Source organism: Rhodoblastus sp., from assembly GCF_019449565.1.
Lineage (GTDB): Bacteria > Pseudomonadota > Alphaproteobacteria > Rhizobiales > Beijerinckiaceae > Rhodoblastus.
Window position 1 is genome coordinate 230,435 of record NZ_JAGRPM010000088.1, and the last position, 21,805, is coordinate 252,239.

The 21,805-nt window shown below is 64.4% G+C and carries 20 protein-coding genes; 10 read left to right on the forward strand and 10 right to left on the reverse strand.

Annotated elements, in window-relative coordinates; translation table 11 throughout:
- Positions 1 to 15: 15 nt before the first annotated feature.
- The 3 genes from QZ409_RS21525 to QZ409_RS21535 all read right to left on the reverse strand — a co-directional run bounded on the left by QZ409_RS21525 (position 16) and on the right by QZ409_RS21535 (position 3,479).
- Positions 16 to 1,122 carry a DUF2865 domain-containing protein gene (locus tag QZ409_RS21525; RefSeq protein WP_296715482.1) on the reverse strand — a complete coding sequence of 369 codons (1,107 nt, stop codon included), beginning with the start codon at positions 1,120 to 1,122 and terminating at the stop codon, positions 16 to 18.
- Positions 1,123 to 1,183: 61 nt separating this feature from the next.
- A complete protein-coding gene (locus QZ409_RS21530) occupies positions 1,184 to 2,560 on the reverse strand; it encodes a 3-deoxy-7-phosphoheptulonate synthase class II (protein WP_296715483.1) in 1,377 nt (458 codons plus the stop codon).
- A 151-nt stretch (positions 2,561 to 2,711) separates the two neighbouring features.
- Positions 2,712 to 3,479, reverse strand: a complete 768-nt coding sequence (locus QZ409_RS21535; protein ID WP_296715485.1) for a class III extradiol ring-cleavage dioxygenase — start codon at positions 3,477 to 3,479, stop codon at positions 2,712 to 2,714.
- A gap of 99 nt (positions 3,480 to 3,578) precedes the next feature.
- On the opposite strand from QZ409_RS21535, the gene QZ409_RS21540 reads away from it, so the two are divergent.
- On the forward strand, positions 3,579 to 4,121 hold the full coding sequence (locus QZ409_RS21540) for a CreA family protein (protein ID WP_296715487.1): 543 nt from the start codon (positions 3,579 to 3,581) through the stop codon (positions 4,119 to 4,121).
- A gap of 42 nt (positions 4,122 to 4,163) precedes the next feature.
- Here QZ409_RS21540 and QZ409_RS21545 read toward each other — a convergent pair whose 3' ends face one another.
- From QZ409_RS21545 to QZ409_RS21555, 3 genes are all read right to left on the reverse strand, one after another.
- Positions 4,164 to 4,529 (reverse strand): hypothetical protein, encoded by a 366-nt coding sequence (locus QZ409_RS21545; RefSeq protein ID WP_296715490.1) that lies wholly within the window; start codon positions 4,527 to 4,529, stop codon positions 4,164 to 4,166.
- A 174-nt stretch (positions 4,530 to 4,703) separates the two neighbouring features.
- Positions 4,704 to 6,206: a YdiU family protein gene (locus QZ409_RS21550; RefSeq protein ID WP_296715492.1), complete on the reverse strand. Its 1,503-nt coding sequence runs from the start codon at positions 6,204 to 6,206 to the stop codon at positions 4,704 to 4,706.
- A 41-nt stretch (positions 6,207 to 6,247) separates the two neighbouring features.
- A complete protein-coding gene (locus QZ409_RS21555) occupies positions 6,248 to 7,828 on the reverse strand; it encodes a glycosyltransferase family 39 protein (protein WP_296715494.1) in 1,581 nt (526 codons plus the stop codon).
- Positions 7,829 to 7,979: 151 nt separating this feature from the next.
- On the opposite strand from QZ409_RS21555, the gene QZ409_RS21560 reads away from it, so the two are divergent.
- Positions 7,980 to 9,068 carry a glycosyltransferase family 2 protein gene (locus QZ409_RS21560; RefSeq protein ID WP_296715496.1) on the forward strand — a complete coding sequence of 363 codons (1,089 nt, stop codon included), beginning with the start codon at positions 7,980 to 7,982 and terminating at the stop codon, positions 9,066 to 9,068.
- A gap of 4 nt (positions 9,069 to 9,072) precedes the next feature.
- On the opposite strand, the gene QZ409_RS21565 is transcribed toward QZ409_RS21560, so the two are convergent.
- On the reverse strand, positions 9,073 to 9,957 hold the full coding sequence (locus QZ409_RS21565) for a LysR family transcriptional regulator (protein WP_296715498.1): 885 nt from the start codon (positions 9,955 to 9,957) through the stop codon (positions 9,073 to 9,075).
- A gap of 125 nt (positions 9,958 to 10,082) precedes the next feature.
- Here QZ409_RS21565 and QZ409_RS21570 point away from each other — a divergent pair, with 125 nt between their 5' ends.
- Entirely contained in the window at positions 10,083 to 10,553 is a 471-nt protein-coding gene (locus tag QZ409_RS21570) for a cupin domain-containing protein (protein ID WP_296715500.1), read from the forward strand.
- A gap of 151 nt (positions 10,554 to 10,704) precedes the next feature.
- Positions 10,705 to 12,162, forward strand: a complete 1,458-nt coding sequence (locus QZ409_RS21575) for a catalase (protein WP_296715502.1) — start codon at positions 10,705 to 10,707, stop codon at positions 12,160 to 12,162.
- A gap of 54 nt (positions 12,163 to 12,216) precedes the next feature.
- On the opposite strand, the gene QZ409_RS21580 is transcribed toward QZ409_RS21575, so the two are convergent.
- Positions 12,217 to 13,515, reverse strand: a complete 1,299-nt coding sequence (locus tag QZ409_RS21580; protein WP_296715504.1) for a DUF3422 domain-containing protein — start codon at positions 13,513 to 13,515, stop codon at positions 12,217 to 12,219.
- A gap of 104 nt (positions 13,516 to 13,619) precedes the next feature.
- On the opposite strand from QZ409_RS21580, the gene modA reads away from it, so the two are divergent.
- From modA to QZ409_RS21595, 3 genes are all read left to right on the forward strand, one after another.
- Positions 13,620 to 14,456, forward strand: a complete 837-nt coding sequence (modA, locus tag QZ409_RS21585; RefSeq protein WP_296715505.1) for a molybdate ABC transporter substrate-binding protein — start codon at positions 13,620 to 13,622, stop codon at positions 14,454 to 14,456.
- A gap of 114 nt (positions 14,457 to 14,570) precedes the next feature.
- Positions 14,571 to 15,449: an SHOCT domain-containing protein gene (locus tag QZ409_RS21590; protein ID WP_296715507.1), complete on the forward strand. Its 879-nt coding sequence runs from the start codon at positions 14,571 to 14,573 to the stop codon at positions 15,447 to 15,449.
- 308 nt (positions 15,450 to 15,757) lie between these two features.
- The gene (locus tag QZ409_RS21595; RefSeq protein ID WP_296715511.1) at positions 15,758 to 17,107 is read left to right on the forward strand and encodes a Hint domain-containing protein; all 1,350 of its coding nucleotides are present in this window, start codon (positions 15,758 to 15,760) and stop codon (positions 17,105 to 17,107) included.
- Positions 17,108 to 17,364: 257 nt separating this feature from the next.
- On the opposite strand, the gene QZ409_RS21600 is transcribed toward QZ409_RS21595, so the two are convergent.
- A complete protein-coding gene (locus QZ409_RS21600) occupies positions 17,365 to 17,745 on the reverse strand; it encodes a hypothetical protein (protein ID WP_296715582.1) in 381 nt (126 codons plus the stop codon).
- Between QZ409_RS21600 and QZ409_RS21605 the strand changes: the two genes are divergently transcribed.
- A complete protein-coding gene (locus QZ409_RS21605; RefSeq protein WP_296715579.1) occupies positions 17,650 to 18,906 on the forward strand; it encodes an EAL domain-containing protein in 1,257 nt (418 codons plus the stop codon). The two genes, QZ409_RS21600 and QZ409_RS21605, sit on opposite strands and share 96 nt — an antisense overlap.
- A gap of 15 nt (positions 18,907 to 18,921) precedes the next feature.
- Here QZ409_RS21605 and QZ409_RS21610 read toward each other — a convergent pair whose 3' ends face one another.
- A complete protein-coding gene (locus QZ409_RS21610) occupies positions 18,922 to 19,362 on the reverse strand; it encodes a nucleoside deaminase (protein ID WP_296715580.1) in 441 nt (146 codons plus the stop codon).
- A 96-nt stretch (positions 19,363 to 19,458) separates the two neighbouring features.
- Here QZ409_RS21610 and QZ409_RS21615 point away from each other — a divergent pair, with 96 nt between their 5' ends.
- Together QZ409_RS21615 and rsmD are read left to right on the forward strand one after the other, a co-directional pair.
- Positions 19,459 to 21,051, forward strand: coding sequence for a pseudouridine synthase (locus QZ409_RS21615; RefSeq protein WP_296715513.1), 1,593 nt, complete (start codon positions 19,459 to 19,461; stop codon positions 21,049 to 21,051).
- Between the two features lie 3 nt (positions 21,052 to 21,054).
- Positions 21,055 to 21,624, forward strand: a complete 570-nt coding sequence (gene rsmD / locus QZ409_RS21620; protein WP_296715516.1) for a 16S rRNA (guanine(966)-N(2))-methyltransferase RsmD — start codon at positions 21,055 to 21,057, stop codon at positions 21,622 to 21,624.
- Positions 21,625 to 21,805: the final 181 nt, after the last annotated feature.

Consider the following 21,805-nt stretch of genomic DNA (forward strand, 5'->3'; position numbering starts at 1 on the left):
TCCTCGCAACCCCGCCTAGAAATTGGGGCCGACGACCCGCACCTGACGCGGCGATCCGTCGGGCGCCGCGCTCTCGATCACCTTCTTGTCCGGTGACGGCGACGGCGCGGCCGGGGCGGCGGGCGATGAAACCGGCGTCGGAGCGAGCTTGCGGTCGTTCGCCTTGCCCGGTTTCGGCGGCGTGGGCTGCGCCATGTCCCTGGACTGCTGCTCCGTGACGACAGTATCGCTGGCCTTGGCGCCGCCCATTTCGCCCAGAACCTGCTCGGCATGGGCGAGCGCCTCGACCCAGCTCTGGTTGGGGGGCTTGCAGGCGCAGGCCGGATCGAAGGCCTTGGTATATTTCAGTGCGTTGGGCAGGTCCTGATAGGCCGTGCCGTCGGCGCCAAGCGCGGTGCTGATGTCGCTGCGCGGATTGCGGGTGAACAATTGCACCTGCGTGTTGGGGCAGAGCGCCTGACACATCTGCTGGAGGTCGTCGGTCGAGGCGCTGCGCGCGGAAAAATTCAGCGGGAAGAAGCCGCCGTCGCAGCTGCGCACGCAAAGCGCCTGCGAGCCGCCAATGGCGCCATTGCCGCCTTCGGGCTGCTCCGGCATCTGGTCGGCGACGACGCCTTCCTCGGGCCGCCGTTCTTCGCCGAAACCGCCGAACAAAGTCTCGAAGAAATTCTTTTCGCGCGGCGCCCCGCCGCAATTGGCGTCATAGCGGGCCCGGAGCGCCCGCCTTTGCGGCGAATCGCCGGAAGACCGCGCCGAATAGGCGTCATACTGGCCTTTCAGGGCGGCGATTTGCGCTTTCAGGCCACCGCATTGCGGGGGCGGCGGGCTGCCGAAGAACAGGAATTGCTGGTTGTCGCAGCCCATTGCCTGCGCCCGGGCCGTGGCCCGGTCGAGCTCGGCTCGCGCCCTGCGCGCGCCGGCTGCAGCCCCCGCGTCGATGCTGACGGGCGCGGCCAGGGCCGCGCGCAATTGCTGGCATTCCGCGCTTTGCGCCCAGGCTGCGCCACCCGGCGTCAAAAAGCCGCCGGTCGGTAACAGGCCGCCAGCCAGCGCGCACAGGGAGACAAGCAGGGCCGATAGCCGCAATGCGGGCGTTGTTTTCCCGCCTCGGCCAAGAGCCATTGTCGTCTCCATTCTCAGGCGCCGCATCCTCAGGCGCCGGTTGGCGCTCGATTCCAGGCCATCATTCCGCCGCGTCGGCCTCGACGGCCGAGGCGGCGCGGTCTTTCTTGAGCTTTTCAGCGACCAGGAAGGCGACTTCGATCGCCTGTTCCGCGTTCAGGCGGGGGTCGCAATAGGTCATGTAGCGCGAGCGCAGGTCCGCTTCCGAAAGCGCGCGGGCGCCGCCGGTGCATTCGGTGACATTGGCCCCGGTCATTTCGAGATGGATGCCGCCGGCATAGGTGCCCTCGGCGCGATGCACGTCGAAGAACGAGCGGATTTCCTGCATCACGCGGTCGAACGGACGGGTCTTGTAGCCGCCCGCGCTGATCGTGTTGCCATGCATCGGGTCGCAGGACCAAACGACCTTGCGGCCTTCGCGGGTCACGGCGCGGATCAGCGCCGGCAGATGGTCGCCGACCTTCTCGGCGCCGAAACGCGCGATCAGCGTCAGGCGGCCCGCCTCATTGGCCGGGTTGAGGAGGTCGATCAGCTGCAACAGTCCGTCCGGCGTCGTGCTTGGACCGCATTTGAGGCCGATCGGATTTTTGATTCCGCGCATGAACTCGACATGGGCGTGGTCGGGCTGGCGGGTGCGGTCGCCGATCCACAGCATGTGGCCCGAGGTGGCGTAAGGGTCGCCGCTGGTCGAATCGACGCGGGTCAGGGCCTGTTCGTAGCCGAGCAGCAGCGCCTCGTGTGAGGTGTAGATCTCGGTCTGGCGCAGCTCCTGATGATGCTCCGGATCAAGCCCGATGGCGCGCATGAAGCCCAGCGTCTCGGTGATCTGATCGGCCAGTTTCTGGTAGCGCTCGGATTGCGGGCTGTCATTGACGAAGCCGAGCATCCAGCGATGGGCGTTTTCCAGATTGGCGTAGCCGCCCGTGGCGAAGGCGCGCAACAGATTCAGCGTCGCGGCCGACTGGCGATAGGACATCAGCTGGCGGCGCGGATCGGGCTCGCGCGCTTCCGGCGTGAAGGCGATGTCGTTGACGATGTCGCCGCGATAGGAGGGCAGCGCCACGCCGTCGATGGTCTCGGTGGGCGCGGAGCGCGGCTTGGCGAACTGGCCCGCGATGCGGCCGACCTTCACCACCGGCATGGCGGCGCCAAAGGTCATCACCACGGCCATCTGCAGGAAGACGCGGAAGAAGTCGCGAATGTTGTCGGCCGAATGTTCGGCGAAGCTTTCGGCGCAATCGCCGCCCTGCAACAGGAAGGCCTCGCCGGCGCAGACCTGCGCCAGATGCTTCTTGAGCTTGCGCGCCTCGCCCGCGAAGACGAGGGGAGGAAAGCCCGAAATCTGCTTTTCGACATCGGCCAGAGCCGCCGGGTCCGTATAGGTCGGAACCTGAACGATCGGCTTGGACCTCCAGCTATCGGGCGACCAACGTTCCATGACGCGAAAAACTCCTTGGCGCCCTTTTGAGGCCCCTATAAGCGGGAAAGCGCGCTCTATACACCAGCGCGTTCAAAGCGACAAACCATTAACTCTTCATGGCGCCGGAAAGGGGCGGCTTTGCGGCGGCTCCGTGCAGCGTGGCGCCTACTTACTCAAACGCATAGGCGTCGAGGCTGATCGGGCCGACGATGGCGTGGTGCAGCCTCTTGCCTTTCGCGCCTTGCCCGCCCGCGCCGAAGGCGAAGGGCAGCGGCAGCAAATGCTCCGGCGAGGGATGGTTGCGCAAGGCGTCCGGACCCCTTTCCCAATGGGCGATGGCGTCGGCGTCGCCGGCCTCGGCGCGTTCGCACAGCCATTCATTGAAGGTCCGCGCCCAGTCCGGCGTATCCTCGCCGCCAAAGAAGGCGCGCAGATTGTGAGTCGCGCCGCCCGAGCCGATAATCAGCACGCCTTCGTCGCGCAAGGGCGCCAGGGCCTGGCCAAGCGCGATGTGATGCGCGCCGCCCAGATTGGGCTGGGTGGACAGCGTGGCGACGGGGATATCCGCGTCGGGATAGATCACCTTGAGCGGAACCCAGGTTCCGTGATCATAGCCGCGCCCTTCCGACAGCACGGGGGCGAGGCCGGCCGCCTGAGCCAGCCCGGCCGCCTTTTCCGCGAGCGCGGGGGCGCCTGGGGCGGGATAGGTCATCTGGTAAAGCTCCGGCTCGAAGCCGCCGAAATCATAGATCATGCCCGGCGTCGCGCCTTTTTCGAACGCGGGCTGCGCTGTGGTGAAATGCGCGCTCATGATCAGGATCGCCGAGGGGCGCGGCAATTTGCCGCCGATGTCGCGCCAGAAATCGCGGGTGTCGCTGTCGTAGAGGATGAAATTCGGGGCGCCATGAGAGAGAAAGAGGCTCGGCAATTTGGTCATGGCGGGCGCGCGGCTCCAGCTTCGCGTTAATTCGGCGGGGAGGCCTTTTATTCTCAGCCTCCGACGTCATATAAGCGGCGCAACAAGGAGCGGCCAGTCATGACGTCGATTTTCCGGAAAAGCCTGCTTTGCGCCATCGCATGTTTGTGCGTGAGTCTGGCTGGGAGTCTGGCGATCAGCGCGACGGCGCACGCGTCGGACAGCCCCGAATTGATTTTTCGCAAATCAACCACATTCAAGCTGCTGACGCCCAATGACAAGCTGGGCACCTATGCCCTCGACGACCCGGCGGTTGCGGGAGTCGCCTGCTATTACACCGTGCCGGAAAAGGGCGGGCTCGCGGGCGCCTTCGGCGTGGCCGAGCAGACCTCGGACGTGTCGCTCGCCTGCCGCCAATATGGCCCGATCCAATTCAAGGAAAAATTCGCCCAGGGCGACGTCGTCTTCCGCGAAAGCCGCTCGCTGATCTTCAAGCGGATGCAAATCGTGCGCGGCTGCGACGTGAAGCGCAATGTGCTGGTCTATATGGTCTATAGCGACAAGCTGGTCGAGGGTTCGCCCAAGAACTCCACCTCGACGGTGGCCATCCAGCCCTGGGGCGCCGAGTCGGCCCCGAAATGCGCCGATTTCGTCAACGGATAAGCGCCGGAACTGAACCCGGCGCTATTCAACGGGTCTGGCGAATCATTCTCCGCAAGAGATGAAGACGTCGTCGTCTTTCGTTTTCCGCGAGGGGGACGATGTGACGGCGGATTTCTCGATGGTGGCCGTGATGTCGCCCGCGCGGCCGAAAGCCTGGGCGGAACCGTGGCCATGGGCTTCGCACCAGGCGTCCGCCACGATCTTCGCGCAATCGTCGCCGCCACGGATGCAATCCTTCACGCCATAGCCGTCGTCGGCGCTGATGATGAAGCTGTTGTGGCCGAACGCGGTGGGCGCGCTGGTTTCCGCCCGCGCCGCCGAATGCAGGGCGGCGATGACGAACAGCCCGCCAAGCAGCGGAATCAGGATGTGCGGAAAAAAATCATGTTCGAATTCGTAGAATTTCATCGTCCCGGCTCGCAAGAAAGCGCGGGTAGGGCGTTTTTTGCCCGTTCCGCAACTGTAGCGCAGGACGCCATCATGAAACCGGGCGCATGAAGAAAGAGTTAAATTTAACTATACCAGTTTTCGCAGCAGCAGGATTTCCACAGGCTGGTAAAGACAGAAATCAATTCTGTCTTTTCAGGTTCCGCAGAAGGTTTCCAGCACGCGCTCTTCCGGACGCGGCGGCGTTTCGAGATCGTCCTCCGGGCCTGTGGGCGGCGAAGGCTCCTGAAAGGGATCTTTCAGAGCGGCGCACAGCCGTAGCGTCGGCGCGAGATCGCCTTCATTGGCGGCGGCGAGCGCCTGTTCAACGCGATGATTGCGCGCGATGACGATCGGATTGCTCGCGCGCATCAGCGCGAGCCGCGCGGGAAAGTCGTCTCCAGCTGTCAAGCTGCGCCATTCGGCGAGGAAGTTCCCCGCTTCCTCGCGCGCCTCGTCCGGGAACAGGTCGAGAAAGGCCTGACCATTGGCGCCGCCGGCGAACTGGGTCAGGCGGCGGAAGAACAGGGTGAAATCCGCTTTGCCCGTCTCCAGCAAGCGCCAGAGCCGCGCGATGAAATTTTCATTGCCGGGATCGCGCGGCCTCAGGCCCAGCTTGCGCTCCAGCCCCTGGCCGAGCGCCGCGACATAGGCGGGCTGGAAGCCCTCCAGCGTCTCCCGCGCCCGCCGCAGGGCTATTGCGTCATCCTCGTCGAACAAGGGCAGCAGGGTTTCCGCGAGCCTCGCAAGGTTCCACGACGCGATCGGCGCCTGGCGCTCATAGGCATAGCGCCCGGCGGCGTCGATGGAGCTGAAGACCTGACGGCGATTGTAGGAATCCATGAAGGCGCAGGGACCGAAATCGATGGTTTCCCCGGCAATGGACATATTGTCGGTGTTCATCACGCCATGAATGAAGCCGGCCAGCATCCATTGCGCGACGAGCCGCGCCTGTCGCGCCACGACCGCCGCGTAAAAGGCGATATAGGCCTCCTTTGAGCCCGCGAATTCCGGAAAATGCCGGGCGATGCAGAGATCGGCCAGCGCGCGGGTGAGGACGGGGCCGCCGCCGCGCCCCGTATCCATGGCTGCGGCATATTGGAACGTGCCGACGCGGACATGGCTGCGCGCGACGCGGGTCAGCACGGCGCCTGGCTGGATCTCGTCGCGATAGACCGGCGCGCCCGTCGCCACCACCGCCAGCGACCGCGTGGTCGGGATTTTCAGCCCCGCCATGGCCTCGCTGACGATATATTCACGCAGCATGGCCGAAAGCGTGGCGCGGCCGTCGCCGCGCCGGGCGAATTGAGTCGGGCCGGAGCCCTTGAGATGCACGTCATAAGCAGCGCCGTCGGGCGCCGCGATCTCGCCAATCATCGCTGCGCGGCCGTCGCCGAGCAGGGGATTCCAATGGCCGAACTGATGGCCCGAATAGGCGAGCGCGATATTTTCACGGCCCTCGGGAGGCGTACCGCCGGCCAGAAGCTCGAGCAATTCCGGCGTCGCCGCGCCCTCGGGCAGGCCGAGTTCGGCTGCGAGCGCGTCATTGAAGAGGATCCATTGCGGCGCTGGCGCCGGCGAGGGCGGCGCAGCGGCGAAGAATTCCGCCGGCAGAGCGCGATAGGACGTTTCGCGGAGAAAATCTGTGGTCGAGGTCATTGCGGCTCCTGACGCAGCCAAGCAGGAAGCGCGCCAATTGGTCAATGTTTCAACTGGGGCTGCGTGGGCGTTTCCGCAAGACCCGACGCCGCCAGCCGAAATTCCGGCGCGGGATCATGGAAACGGACGCCGCGAAAAACCTCCAGTCGAATTGCGAGCGCTCCGCCGGCCAGGATTTCAACCGGCTCCAGCGGCTCGATGGCGTCGAAAAAGCTTCCGAAACGCGCGCGCGCCTGGTCGAGCGAAAGGGCCGGCGCAACGAGCAGCGCATCCCAGCCGATGAAATCCCTGGGATCGCGAATGAAGCCGAAGCCGCGCGGATCCTCCGACAGGCAGAGCACCGGCGGGTCGCCATGCAACGCGTAATCGAGCCTGCCCGCGTCGAGCCAGCGCGTCGCGGCGACGAAAGTGTTGGCTTTGCGCCAGCCTCGCGCATCGAAGGCGCGGGCGAATTGGCTCCAGTCGACCAATTCGGACAGTGGATAGTTTTTGACGCCCAGGGCCCGCAGCGGCAGATGAGGAAAAGCCGAGACGACGCCGATCCCCGCGATCGTGAAGGCGGTAGCAGCAACCAGGGACCGGCGCAGCCAGCGCGCGCCGCCGGCCAATCGCGCCGCGATTTCCCGGCCCAGGAGGGGGAAAAGCATCAGATAGCCCGGCGCGACCCAATGCGGCTGGATCCTCCGGCTCGACCAGAAGGCGATCAGGGTGAAGAAGACGATCGGAAAGACCGCGAGGCTGGCGAGGAAGAAGTCTTTCTCGTGGGAAGGTCCGCGTCGCAGCGTACGAAAGAACAGGAGGACGAGCGGGATGAAGATCCAGGGCGCGAGGAACAAGGATTGCAGCCCGATCAAGGCGAAGGGCGCGACCAGATTGAGATGGGGCGCGCCCGTGCGCCCGCCCTGGAATAGGAACGACATCCAATTGTGTTGTGCGTTCCAGATCAGGACTGGAGAAAAAACCAGCAGGGCGACAACGCCCGCCGCATAGGGCCACGGCGTGGCGAACCAGAAGCGCTGGCGGCGGCTCGCCAGCATGAACAGGCCCGCGCCCGCGAAGAGCAGAACGCCATGATATTTGGCCAGCATGCTTAATCCGGCGTAAAGCCCCGCGAGGAGCCAGTCGCGCCGCGCCTGAAGGCGGTCGTCGTCGAAAAAGACCCGCGCCAGCGCAAGCGCACAGGCGAGCATGGCTGGCAGCAGGGGCGCGTCGGGCAGGATGCAAGCGGCGTCGGCGACGCCCAGGGCGGGCGAGAGCGCCAGCGCCAACACGGCGTAAAATCCTGCTTCGCCGGAGAAAAGCCTCCGCGTGAGCAGGAACAGCAGCCAGCTTGTCAAGCCGGACAGCAGCACGAAGGGCGCGCGCAAGGCGAGGGCGCTCTCGCCGAAAAGCTGTGCGGCGAAATGAGTCATCCACCAGGCGAGCGGCGGGTGGTCGAAAGTGCTCAATGTCAGGACGCGGCTGGTCGCGGCGGTGTAGGCCTCGTCCACGCCCAGACCGTTCGCGCCTGCGAAAAACAATCTTAACGCCAGAGTGACTAAAATCAGAACGAGAGTTTTACGCTCCGCCGACCAGCCGGAACGCGGGGTCGGCTTTAAATCGAGCGAGGGAATGCCATCCATGCAGGCGCCTGCTTTCAAGTTTTCGGACTCTGCGCGCGCGCGAGCGCCCGCCGACGACCGCGACCGCCTTTTGCAAGCCGCGAAAAGGTTGGCTGTACTGGCCGAGGCTTTCCAGCTAACAGAAAAAGAGTTTGAAAAGAAAGCCCAGCACTTGGCCGCCGAACTCACCCTCGTCATTCCCACCTTCAACGAAAGCGCCAATCTTCGCGAACTGATCCGACGCGTGGATTCCGCCCTGGATGGCGTCGGCTGGGAAATGATCGTCGTGGACGACAACAGCCCGGACGGCACCTCGGCGCTCGCCAAGGACATCGCGCAGGCTGATCCCCGCGTGCGCTGCCTGCGCCGCGTCAACCGCCGTGGCCTCGCGGGCGCCTGTATCGAAGGCATGCTCGCCTCCAGCGCGCCGGTGGTGGCGGTCATGGACGCCGATCTCCAGCATGACGAGCGCATCCTGCCGCAAATGCTCGAAAAAGTTCGTGCAGGCGCGGATCTCGTCGTCGGCAGCCGCCATGTCGAAGGCGGTTCGGCCGAGGGCGGCTTCTCGGCGCGGCGCGCCGCGATCAGCGATCTCGCCACCCGCATGGCGAAAAAAGCCTTGCGCGCGGACTTCTCCGACCTCATGAGTGGCTTCTTCATGTTGCGGCGCGAAATCGTCGAGGATTGCGCGCCCGATCTCGTTCCTTCCGGCTTCAAGATCCTCGCGGATATCGTCGCCTCGGCGAAGGAGCCGCTCAAAATCGAAGAGGTGGGCTATATGTTCCGGGAAAGGATCGCGGGCGAATCGAAATTTGACCTCAAGGTCGGGCTGGATTTTCTCGGCCTGCTGCTCAACAAGGTCAGCGGCGGCCGCATCCCGGTGCGCTTCATCTTCTTCGCCCTGGTCGGGCTGAGCGGCGTGGCCATCCATCTGATGACGGTGAATGCGGCTCTGGCCGTGCCAGGCGTGAGCTTCATGCTCGCGCAGAGCATCGCCGTCGTGGTGGCGATGACGACCAATTTCTACATCAACAACGCCATTACCTATCGTGACGCCAAGCTGAAGGGCTTCTGGCCGCAGCTGCGCGGCCTGCTCTATTTCTATGTGGTCTGCGGCTTCGGCGCCGTGGCCAATGTCGGCGTCGCGGCCTGGCTCTATAACATTGATCACGTGGTGTGGGTTTCGGCCCTTGCCGGCGTGGTGATGGGCTCGGTCTGGAACTTCACGCTCAGTTCGCTATTCGTCTGGCGCAAGGACTGAAGGCTCAAATATCGCGCAATCGGGCGGCGACGGCCTCGACGAAGCGCCGCACCTTCGGCGCGATCATCCGGTTGGAGGGATAGACGGCGTAGACGCCGCTCTCCGGCGTCGCCCAGTCCTTGAGGATCTGCACGAGAGAACCGGCGGCCAGCTCCTCGTCGACCACCCATATGGGCAGCGTCGTCAGGCCGAGGCCCTTGAGCGCCGCCTCGCGCATGGCGTTGGAGGAATTGCTGAGCATGATTGGACGGATCGGCACGGATATCGGGCCTTCCGGCCCGATGAAGCGCCATTCGCGCCCCCAGAACAAAGGCGAAAAGCCGATGCAGCGATGCGTCGCGACATCATGCGGCGTTTTCGGTTCGCCGAATTGTTCGAGATAGGCGGGGGAGGCGAGGATGGCGACGCGCGAAATTCCAAGCTTGCGCACGATCAGATTGTCGGAGGGCTGTTGCGCAACGCGAATGGCGACGTCGACCCCCTCCTTGATCAAGTCGACGAATTCGGTTCCGCTGACAAATTCGATCTCAAGCCCCGGCAGGTCCGCGAAAATCGCCGGCAGGGCGGGGACGATCAGGCGTTCGAAATTTTCCGGCGCGGCGACGCGCAACCGGCCCGTGGGTTCAAGCCCCAACGCGCGGGCCGAAGAGCGCGCGATCCGCGCCTGATCCATCGCGCGGCGGGCGTGGTCGTAATAGGTCCGCCCAGCCTCGGTCGGCGCCAGCCGCCGGGTCGTTCGGTCGAGCAGGCGCACATTCAGCCGCTGCTCCAGCCGGCGCACCGCCTCGCTGACCGAGGATTTGGCCATGCCGAGCGCCTCTCCGGCGGCGGTGAAACTGCCGGAGTCCACTACCTGGACGAAAATCTCGATGCCGTCGAAGAGATTCATGGGATCGGCCTCATGGCGTTATTGTTCGCTCAAGCCGAACAACAAGTCCATGTGTCGCCACTGTGAGAGGAGCCGATTTTTCCCTAGCCTGCGTTCATCCAATCAATGGGGCAGGGGGAAAACACATGTATCCATCCAATGATTTGAAGATCGTCGCGCCGCAGGCGGGCGCCGTCCTCAATGTTCTCGGGGCTGATATAGCCGTGAAGTCCAGCGGCGACCCCGGAAAATTCTTTTTCGCCGATCATGCGGTTCCACCCGGCTATGCCGTGCCGCTACATGTCCATGAGGATGAGGACGAGGCCTTCTATCTGCTCGAAGGCGAAGTGACGCTGATCACCGGCGACAGCGAGAAGAAAGCCCGCCCCGGCGACTATGTTCATCTGCCGCGCGGCGTGCCGCATGGCTTCGTCAACGCCAGCGGCGCGCCCGCACGCATGCTGGTCGTGGCCAGCCCCGGCGGCAAGCTTGAGGGCCTGTTTCGCGGCCTCGACGCCGCCGCAAGCCAGGCCGCCGCGAGCAAGGCGGCGCTGGCGCCGGAGCAGGTCGGCGAAATCTGCGCCGCCCATGGCGTGCGGATGTTGCCGCCAGCCTAAGACGAGCAGGCGGAGCTTTGTCCGGATTGATCGATGAAATCGATTAAAAAAACTTGTTTTAATCGTTGGAGTGGGTCGAGGCGCCCATGTCATAGCTTCGGCGTGAATTGCGGCGCATGATTGCGCCGTGGCTCCCAAACTGGAGAAACTCATGACCGACGACGGCAAGAAGCTGACCACCGCCGCAGGCGTCCCGGTGGTCGACAACCAGAACATCATGACGGCCGGGCCGCGCGGCCCCGCCCTGCTGCAGGATGTGTGGCTGCTGGAAAAGCTCGCCCATTTCGACCGCGAGGTGATCCCGGAGCGGCGCATGCACGCCAAGGGCTCGGGCGCTTACGGGACCTTTACGACGACCCATGACATCACCCGCTATACGCGGGCCAAGATCTTTTCAGAAATCGGAAAGAAAACCGAACTCTTCGCCCGTTTCACCACGGTCGCGGGCGAGCGCGGCGCGGCCGACGCCGAGCGCGACATTCGCGGCTTCGCGGTGAAATTCTACACGGAGGAAGGCAATTGGGACATGGTGGGCAATAACACGCCCGTCTTCTTCATGCGCGACCCGTTGAAGTTCCCCGACCTCAACCATGCCGTGAAGCGCGATCCGCGCACCAACCTGCGCAGCGCCAAAAACAACTGGGACTTCTGGACCTCGCTGCCCGAGGCCTTGCACCAGGTCACGATCGTGATGAGCGATCGCGGCATTCCCGCGACCTATCGTCACATGCATGGCTTCGCCAGCCACACCTTCGGCTTCATCAACGCCGCGAACGAGCGTCATTGGGTGAAGTTCCACTTCAAGTCGCAGCAGGGGATCAAGAACCTGACCGACGAAGAGGCCGAGGCGATCATCGGCAAGGATCGCGAGAGCCATCAGCGCGACCTGTTCGAGAGCATTGAGAAGGGCGACTTCCCGCGCTGGACGCTGTTCGTGCAGATCATGCCGGAAGCCGACGCCTCGAAGGTTCCCTACCATCCCTTCGATCTGACCAAGGTCTGGCCGCACAAGGACTATCCGCTGATCGAGGTCGGCGTGATGGAGCTGAACCGCAATCCGGAGAACTTCTTCGCCGAGGTCGAGCAATCGGCCTTCAATCCGGCCAATGTCCCGCCCGGCATCGGCTTCTCGCCGGACAAGATGCTGCAGGCGCGGCTGTTCTCCTATGGCGACGCACAACGCTATCGGCTGGGCGTGAACCACCAGCAGATTCCCGTCAACGCGCCGCGTTGCCCGGTCCATTCCTATCACCGCGACGGCGCCATGCGGGTTGACGGCAATTTCGGCGGCCGCCTCGGCTACGAGCCGAATTCCTATGGCGAGTGGAAGGAGCAGCCCGATTACCGCGAACCGCCGCTCTCGATCGAAGGCGCCGCGGATCACTGGAACCACCGCGAGGACGGCGACTATTATTCGCAGCCGCGCGCGCTGTTCCAGCTGATGACGCCGGACAAGAGGCAGGTTCTGTTCGAGAACACCGCTCGGTCGCTGGGCGGCGCGCCGAAGGAGATCCAGGTCCGCCATGTGCGGAACTGCCTCAAGGCGGATCCCGCTTATGGCGCGGGCGTGGCGAAGGCCTTGGGCCTGAGCGAAGCGGATTACGTCTGAGCCTCATCGGCGGCCGGGAGCGACTGCTCCCGGCTCGCGCCGGTGGCGGAAAGCTTATTCCGCGCTGTGCTTGCGGCGGATGCGCCAGACCGTCCAGCCGACGAAGCCGACGATGAAGGGAATCAGGATCGCCGTATCCACGGCGGGGTCGATGCCATGCAGGCCCGCCTGATGGGCGCCCTCAAAAACATGATGGGCGACGCTGGCGATGTAATAGGTGATGGCGGCGATGGAAAGTCCTTCCACCGTCTGCTGCAAGCGCAGTTGCAATTGCACGCGCTCGCCCATCTGCCGCAGTAGATCGCCGTTTTGCGCCTCCACTTCCGTATCGACGCGCGTGCGCAGCAATTGCGCCGCCCGCGCCAGTTTGCGCGAGAGATCGGCCTGGCGCGCCTCGGTGTTGAGGCAGGTGCGGATGGCTGGATGCAGGCGCCGGGTCAAAAAACCATCCCAGCTCGGATAATCGGGCAAAGGCGTTTCATTGATCGCTTCGAGCCGCGTCCGCACCAGATCGTCATAGGCGCGGGTCGCGCCGAAACGAAACAGGCTGGCGGTTGCGCCGACTTCGAGTTCTGCGGCGAGCGATGTCAGCTCGTCGAGCAATTTGCGATTGGCTTCGACGCCGGAGGCGGTGGTCATGGCGTCGAGCAGGCGCGGCAATTCTTCCTCGATGCGGCGGATGGAGGGCGCGAGCCTCTGCGCCTCGGGGAGGCCCATCAGGGCGAGTGTGCGATAGGTCTCGATCTCCAGCACGCGCTGGGCCAGCCGGCCGGCGGCCATGGGCGGCATTGAACGGTTCGCGATAAATATGCGCACGAAGCCGAACGTATCCGGCGCGAAATCAGTGGCGATGAGCGCGCGGCCGGCATTGGCCTCGGAAACCGCCATTTGCAGCGGGCCGAACACCGCGCCAAGCGAGGCGGGCTCGCGGTCGCCGGCGAGCATGTGCAGATCGGCTGCGACCAGCAGCGGCCCCGGCTGCGGCAACATCTGCACTTTCTGCATCAGCGCCGTGGGGGAAGGCGCAAAGGGAGTTTCGCCTTCGAGGCCGGCAAATTCCCAGCTATGGGTGATGAATTCGCCATGCCGTTCCCACACCAGCGTCGCGCCTTGCAATTCGATGCGGAATTGCCGGGTTTGGGCGTCCGGACCCGTCAGGCCGCGCTCGACGCAGGCCTTGGTCAGCGCGGCGCGGTCGGCGTCGGCGCGGGAGGAATCGGTCAGGAAGGCGAAATGCAGGATGCGCGCCGGCGTCTCCAGCGGCCGAGTCGGTCGCGCGTGCAATTCGCCGAGGATGCGCGCCCGCAAAGGATGTTGCTCGAAAGCCGAAGCGCCGAGACCTGCTTCCGTCATGCTTCCCCCAAAGCTGTAAATTTGTTACACATTGCGGATGGCGAGTTCGACAATGGTCTATGCCTTTTATATGCCACGAATTCGCGCGCAAGGAGAATGCGACTATGCGGCTGACTTCCATCCGAAAACTTGCCTCGACGCGGCGCGCGCTGCTGGCTATGGCCTTTTCCGGCTTCCTTTCGCCGGCCCTGGCTCTGGACGCGACCCCCGCGCCGGCGGTCGCGCCGGCCGCCAAACCCGCGAGCGTCACCATCTTCGCCGCCGCAAGCCTGAAGAACGCGCTCGACGAGGCGGCGGCGCTGTGGAAAAGCCGCACGGGCGAGGATGTCTCCATTTCCTATGCGGCCTCCTTTCCGCTCGCGCGGCAGATCGAGGCGGGCGCTCCGGCCGATATCTTCATTGGCGCCGATGTGGAGAGCATGGCCTATCTCGCCGACAAGAAGCTGATCGCGCCGGAAACGCGCAAGGATCTGCTCGGCAATGAGCTGGTGCTGGTCGCGCCAAAGTCGGCGGCGGGCGATTCCGTCGCGCTAACCAAGGAAGGCTTCGCCGCCGCCCTGAAGGACGGCCGGCTTTCGATGGGCGATCCCGCCAGCGTTCCGGCCGGCAAATATGGCCAGGCGGCGCTGACCAAGCTGGGCCTGTGGGACGAGGTTCAGGGCAAGGCCGCCTTCGCCGACAGCGTGCGCTCGGCCTTGCTGTTCGTTTCGCGCGGCGAGACGCCGCTCGGCATCGTCTATGCGACCGACGCCAAAGCCTCGCCGGACGTCAAGATCGTCGCGCGATTCCCGGCGGATTCGCACAAGCCGATCGTCTATCCGATCGCGCTGACGGCGGCGGCCAAGGGCGAGGCGCCCAAGAAGCTTCTCGCCTTCCTGGAAGGGCCGGAAGCGGCCAAGGCCTTCGAGAAACAGGGCTTTGTCATTCTCTCCGGCAAATAGCTTCGGCGCGGCTCCGGGGTGGGCGCCGAGCTCTTGACCTGAGGCGTCAAATGGCGCCTTTTTGCAGGAATTTCGGACGTCCCGCCCTCGGGTCGCCAAACCGGAGCCGGCATCATGCAAGATCTCACGCCCGAAGGGCAGCGGCTCGTCAACGACATGGCGCAGCGGACAGGGTTCAGCCCCGACGCGGTTTCGACCCTGTTGCGCGCTGTCTCCGCCGGTTACGGAACCCAAGCCCAGTTCAACCATCCCGAATTCGGCGGCATGGGGCAATGGTCCCAGGGCGGCATGATCATGATTGGCGACATGTTCAATCAGAATCTGAAATATCGCGTCGCCGCGCTCTGCGACGAGATGTCCGCCCTGCTGCGCAGCCAGACGATATTCGCCGCGCCGGCCGCCAGCCAGTCGCAATCGCAGGGTTCATCTTGGCAAAATCAGGGGGGCGTTTCTTCGGGCTTCCTGAATTCGGGCTCCAGCCTGTTCGTGCAGGGTCCCGGCTCCGGCTCGTGGTGGCCCGCCGAACTCGGCTCGCCCTCATCGACCGGAGCGCAGAACGACTTGCGCTACGCCTATTTCCCGGGGACGCGGCGCCTCGCCGTCCAGCTGGGCGGCCAGACGCGGGTTTACGATACGCTCGATCACAATATCGGCGGCTTCTCGCAGCAGCAGAGCGGCGACCAGTCAGTGACCTTCACGAGCCAGTACGGCCTCGTCCGCGTCGCCGATCTGCCTCTCATTTCGCCCGGGGGGGAGATGGCTCCGCCGCCGCCCGCGCCGCAAGAGTCTGCGCCACAACAGTCTCCGCCACAAGAGCCTGCGCCCTTCTTCGCCCCGCCTTCGCCGGCGCCCTTTGCGGCCGCCCCGGGCGGCTCTACTTCGCGGGACGATATATTCGCCGCGCTCGAACGCCTCGCCGATCTGCGTCAGAAGAACATCCTGACGGAAGAAGAATTCGCCGCAAAAAAGACCGAGCTGCTCAGCCGCCTCTGAGCAGCAGGGGGTATCGCGGTCGGCGTTGCGGGCCTCCGCGAACCATCCGGATTTGCGCCTGGTCGAAGTGGCCTTTCCGCGCGCCTCTCGCAATTGCCGCAGAGGCCAAGGCCTAATGCTTTAGCGGTATTCGGGGCGCCGATTTAGCGCCTGAATGAAGCGTCAGCTCTGTGGTAATCTTTGTTAACGATAAGGCCGGGCGGGTCTGGCGCTCGCCAGACCCGCCCGAATCCGGCATGTTTCACGGAGAAAGCCAATCCAGCCGCCTCTGACGGCGGCGGCCCCAAGTCAATTTGCGAGCCGCGCTCATGACCACGCCAGCCTATAGTCATATTGTTGTTGTCGTTGAAGAAAACCACAATTACGACCAGATCGCTGGAAATCCCGACGCGCCATTCATTAACAGCCTGATGGCGGGCGGCGCCAATCTGACCAATTTTACGGCGGAAGTGCATCCAAGCCAGCCGAATTATTTCGCGCTTTACGCGGGCTCTACTTTCGGCACAACCGATGACGCAGTGCACAGCCTGCCGGACCCAACCCTCTATACGGTCTTGCATGACGCCGGCCTCACCTTTACCGGCTATGTCGATCAGGGCGGCGGCGGCAGCGATTTCAACCATGATCCCTGGGTCTCGTTCCCCGAGGGCCGCACGGTCCAGCAGAGCTTCACCAGCTTTCCGTCACTGTTTCCGAATGGGGATTATTCCTCTCTTCCCGACGTCTCCTTCGTTATCCCCAGCGTCACCAACGACATGCATAACGGGACGATCGCGCAGGGTGATTCCTGGCTCCAGACCAATCTGGCCGCCTATGCCGAATGGGCCTTGAACAATAATTCCTTGCTGGTGGTGGTCTGGGACGAGAATGACGACGAATCCGGCGGCCCTGTCGAGGCGAGCAACCAGATTCCAGCCATTCTCTATGGCGCCAATGTCGTGCCGGGAAATTACGACACGCCCTATAATCATTATAACCTGCTCGCCACGATCACCGGCGCGTTCGGCCTGACCGGCCCCAACAACGCCGCGACGGCGGATCAGATCGACGTTTTCTGCTTCATGGCCGGCACGCTGATCCGCACGCCGGACGGCGAGGCGGCGGTCGAAACGCTCGAATGCGGCGATCTGGTCGTGACGGCGGAGGGCGAGGCGAAGCCGGTTCGTTGGGTCGGTCGGCAGACCGTGTCGGCGATCTTCGCCGATCCGCTGCGCAGCTGGCCGATCCGCGTCAAGGCCGGCGCCCTTGCCGACAATGTGCCCGCCCGCGATCTGCTGCTGTCGCCCGATCACGCGCTGCTGGTCGGCGGCGTGCTGATTCAGGCCGCCGCGCTGGTCAATGGTACGTCGATCGTCCGCGAGAGCAAGGTTTCTTCCGTCTTCGTCTATTATCATATCGAATTGGACGATCATTCCCTGATCCTGGCCGAAAACACGCCGGCGGAGACGTTTATCGACAATGCCGATCGTCTCAACTTCGACAATTGGGCCGAGCATGACGCCCTCTTTCCGGAGGGCAAGCCGATCGTCGAACTGGCGATTCCGCGCGCCAAGGGGCGCCGTCAGGTCCCAATGCACATTCGGGTGGCGCTCGACGCGCGCGCGCAAGGCTTCCGCGCGCAAGATATTGGCGGGGAAGCGGTTGCGGCGGTCGCCTGAGCCGCGACGACAGTTCGCGGCCGCTGGATTTTCCGCAGATCCCTGCGCCGCCCGCTGAAATCCATTGATTTCAGTCAGTCGGTTAATGGCGGTTCCGTGGTGCGCCGTTAATACTAATGAATGTTAATATTGTAGGAATTACCTCGCATTAAGGGCTTGGATCGTAATCACAGGAGGGCTAAGGCGAGCGATCGCTTACATTACTGGAATTCTGCCTGATGGCGAAGACACAAAAATATTCCTGGGGGCAAGGCGAGCTATATGAAATGCTTTGCCTTATGATGATTGGCTATTGCATTTGGGTATTTGGTACTAAATTCGGCTTCTTCGATTATTTCTTTTACTTTGCAATACGCCATGATCTTTTGAACCTCGTGATGTTGAGCGGATGTATAGGCCTCGGCGCGGTCGCGGCCACCATTCGCAAATCCTTCCTGCTGCGCAAGGCCATGAGGGGCCGCGCCGCGGCGGAAATGCGCACCGAATCCATCGCGCGCCACGATGCGCTGACCGGGCTCGCCAACCGCCGTTTCTTCCTTGAACTGTTTGACGGGATGACGAAGGCGCATCAGCCCGGCGACCGGCTCGCTGTCATGGTCATTGATCTCGACCGGTTCAAGCCGGTCAACGACGTCCATGGCCATGCCGCGGGAAACGCCGTGATTTGCGCCGTGGCCGACAGGTTGCGCCAGATCGTTCCCTCAAGGGGCGTCGTGGCCCGTCTGGGCGGCGACGAATTCGCCGCCGTCGTGCCTTATGGCGAAGGGCCGGACACGCTCATCGTACTGGCGGAGCAAATTATCGCCGCGATACGGGCGCCCATTCACTGGAACCACAACCGGATTCATGTGGACGCAACCATCGGGATCGCCCCGGTGACGCTGGACAATAATGAAGCCGAAGGCCTGCTGCATGCGGCGGATCTTGCGATGTATGAGGGCAAGAGGGACGGGCGCGGGACGTTTCGCATTTTCGCGGCCGAGATGGGCGCGGCCTTGAAGGCGCGGGCGGAATTGGAATCCGATCTGCGCCTGGGGATCGCGCGCGGCGAATTCGTGCCCTTTTTCCAGCCTGTCGTCAGGCTCCCGTCCGAGGACCTCGTTGGTTTCGAGGCTCTGGCCCGCTGGAACCATCCGACCAAGGGTCTGATCGCTCCGGATCAATTCATCCCCGTCGCCGAGCAGACCGGAATGATCGGCGATCTGTTCTACAGTCTGCTCCACCAGGCTTGCATGAGCGCGCAAAACTGGCCGCCTCATCTCCTGCTCTCGGTCAATGTGGCGCCGCAGCAGCTTCAGGATCCACGTCTGCCCCAGCGGGTCCTCGCCATCCTGACCGAGACGGGCTTCGCCCCAAGCCGTCTCGAAACGGAAATCACCGAAACGGCGATCATCAACGATCTCCAGGCCGCGCGTTCGGCGCTGATGTCGCTTCAGAATATCGGCGTGAAGATCGCCCTCGACGACTTCGGAACAGGCTATTCGAGCCTTTATCATCTCCGCGAACTGCGGTTCAACAAGCTCAAGATCGACAGGAGCTACGTCACGACGCTCATGCAGGGCAGCGAGGGCGCCAAGCTGGTCGACGCCATCATCCAGCTTGGCGCGAGCCTGGGCATGGAGACCACGGCCGAGGGCATCGAAACCGTGTCCAATCTCGACTGGCTGTCGCGCCAGGGCTGCACCTTCGGCCAGGGCTATCTGTTCGGGCGGCCGATGCCGAAAGACGTCACTGAGCGGTTCCTCGAAAACGCGCAGATCGCGAAACTCGAGCAGCCGGGACGGGCCAACGCTGGATAAGCCGGCGCCGTCTTGTCAGCGCCGCGCCTTGAAGAAGTCGCGCAACATGTCGGCGGCCTCTGAGGCTCGGATCCCGCCATAGATCTCCGGGCGGTGATGACAGGTCTTTTGGGCGAAGAAGCGCGGGCCGTTCTCCACCGCGCCGCCCTTTTCGTCTTCGGCGGCGAAATAAAGCCTGCGAATACGGGCGAAGGAGATCGCCCCGGCGCACATGGCGCAGGGCTCCAGCGTCACATAGAGGTCGCAGCCGATCAGGCGCTCGTCCTTGAGCCGCCTCGCGGCCGCGCGGATCGCCAGCACCTCGGCATGGGCGGTCGGGTCGTGGTCCTGGATCGTGCGATTGCCGGCGCTTGCGAGAATTTCGCCGTCCTTGACCACGCAGGCGCCGATCGGCGTCTCGCCGCGCGCCGCCGCCGCCCGCGCCTCGGCGAAGGCGCGCTCCCAAGGACCGGACAAAGGGTCTGAAAAGGCGTCGGCTGACGTTTCCGGCAAGGGCAAGGCGAACCTCACGCAAATGTTTCGCAACAACGCCGCCTCTGCTATCAGACGGCAATGGAAAACGACACTCCCAAAAAGCCCGGCCCCGCCCGCAAACCCGTAGCCAGAAAACCGGCTGCGAAAAAGCCCGCGCCCGCCGCGCGCGATTTCGACGGCGAGCGCATCGCCAAGGTCATGGCGCGCGCCGGCCTGTGCTCGCGCCGCGACGCGGAGTTGTGGGTCGAGCAGGGCCGCGTCGCGGTCAATGGCGAGGTTCTGACCAGCGCGGCGAAAAACGTCACGGACAACGACAAGGTCACGGTGGACGGCCGTCCGCTCTCGACCCGCGAGCGCACCCGCCTCTTCCTGTTCCACAAGCCGCGCGGCCTCGTCACGACCGACCGCGATCCGGAAGGCCGGCCCACGGTTTTCGACTATATCGCGGAAAAGAACCCGCATTTGCCGCGCCTGATGTCGATCGGACGGCTGGACATCAATACCGAGGGCCTGCTGCTGCTCACCAATGACGGCGGCCTTGCGCGCGTGCTGGAGCTGCCTTCGACCGGCTGGCTGCGCCGCTATCGCGCCCGCGCTAATGGCCTGACCGATCAGACGCGGCTCGATACGCTCGCCAAAGGCGTCACCATCGACGGCGTGGACTACGCCGGGGTGGACGCCAAGCTCGATCGCGTGCAGGGCGCCAATGTCTGGATCACGCTCGGGCTGCGCGAGGGCAAGAACCGCGAGGTCAAGCGACTGCTCGAACATCTCGGCCTTGCGACCAACCGCTTGATCCGCCTGTCCTACGGCCCATTCCAGCTTGGCGAGACGCCGGAGGGCGCGGTCGAGGAGGTGCGCACGCGCGTGCTGGCCGACCAGCTCGGCGCGAGTCTGGCGCAGGAGGCGGGCGTCGATTTCGACGGGCCGGTCATCGACCGCACGCCGGAACCCGAATATGAGCCGGAACGCCGCCCGATGCGCGAAGGCGGCCCGCGCGCGAAACGCCCGCCGGCGGAACAGGCGGAGAAAAAGGTTCGCGCCGAAAAAAAGATCGGGACGGAAAAGGCCGGGCCGCGCAAACATGTCTCGGCCCTGCGCAGCGAGCGCGACAAGGCGGAGAAAGGCCCCCGCCGTCGCGTCGAAAGCGGCGCGACCCAGGATCGCAGGGGCCGCAAGGTCGTGGTCGAGCGCGTCAGCGCGGCGGGGCCGCGCGCCGAGCCGGAGGACACGCGCAACGCCCGCCGCTTCCGCGCGGAGCGAGAAAAGGTTGAGGCCCCCGCGCGGAAAAGCCCGGCGGGAAAAGGCGGACCGCGCTCGGAAAAATTTGCTGGCGAGACCGGCGCGGCCAAGCATTTCCGCCGCGACGGAGCGGCGCGCGACGACAAGTCCGGCGGAAGGGATTTTTCCCGCCCGCGCGACGAAAGAGCTGGAGGCCGGGATTTTGCGCGCCCGCGCGGCGAAAAGCCGAGCCGGGGTTTTGGCGACCGGCCGGCGGGCGACAGGCCGCAGGGAGGGAAGCCCGCTGGAGGCAGACCTTCCGGCGGCAGGCCCGTAGGCGGCAGGCCCTCCGGAGGCAAGCCTTTTGGCGGGAAGCCTTCGGGCGGCGGATCGTCGGGCGGCGGAGCGTCAGGACCGAGAAAGACGCCAAGAAATCCCGGAAGAAAATAAGCCGTGCGGATTGTCGGCGGGCGATTGAAGGGGCGGACGCTGCAAGGTCCGCGCGGGGAGGGTATCCGCCCAACCTCGGACCGCTTGCGCGAAACCCTGTTCAATATTCTGGCCCATTCCTATGGCGAGCCGGTTCCTGGCGCGCGAGTGATCGACCTGTTCGCGGGCACGGGCGCCTTCGGGCTGGAGGCCGTCTCGCGCGGCGCCGATTTCTGCCTGTTCGTCGACGACGGTTCGCAGGCGCGGGCGCTGCTGCGTGAGAATGTCGAAGCTCTGGGGCTTGGCGGGGTCTCACGCATCTTCCGCCGCGACGCGCGCAGGCTAGGCGCCGCGCCGCCAGGGCCGCCCTATACGCTGGCCTTTCTCGATCCGCCCTACAACCGGGGGCTGGCCGAGCCGGCGCTGATTTCGCTGGCGCGCGGCGGCTGGCTGGCGCCGGAGGCTTTGGTGATCGTGGAGGAGGCGGCTGCGGCCGTTTTCGAGCCGGCGCCGGGCTTCGAGCTGCTTGAGCGTCGCGATTATGGTGAAACGGAAGCGATTTTTTTGCGACATGCGCCAAAGGGACAGGCTTGACCGACCCCGGAGCGTGCCCTATGACAGGCGCATCAATCAGGAAATGTCCCTTATGCGGAAAATCCTTGTAGTTACGCCAGCGCCACAAGCGGGCCGGGACTGAACCCCGGACATCCTGCCGCTGGCGCTTACCCGGGTCCCGAAAGGGGCCTTTTTTATTTTGGCGTATGCGACACGAGAC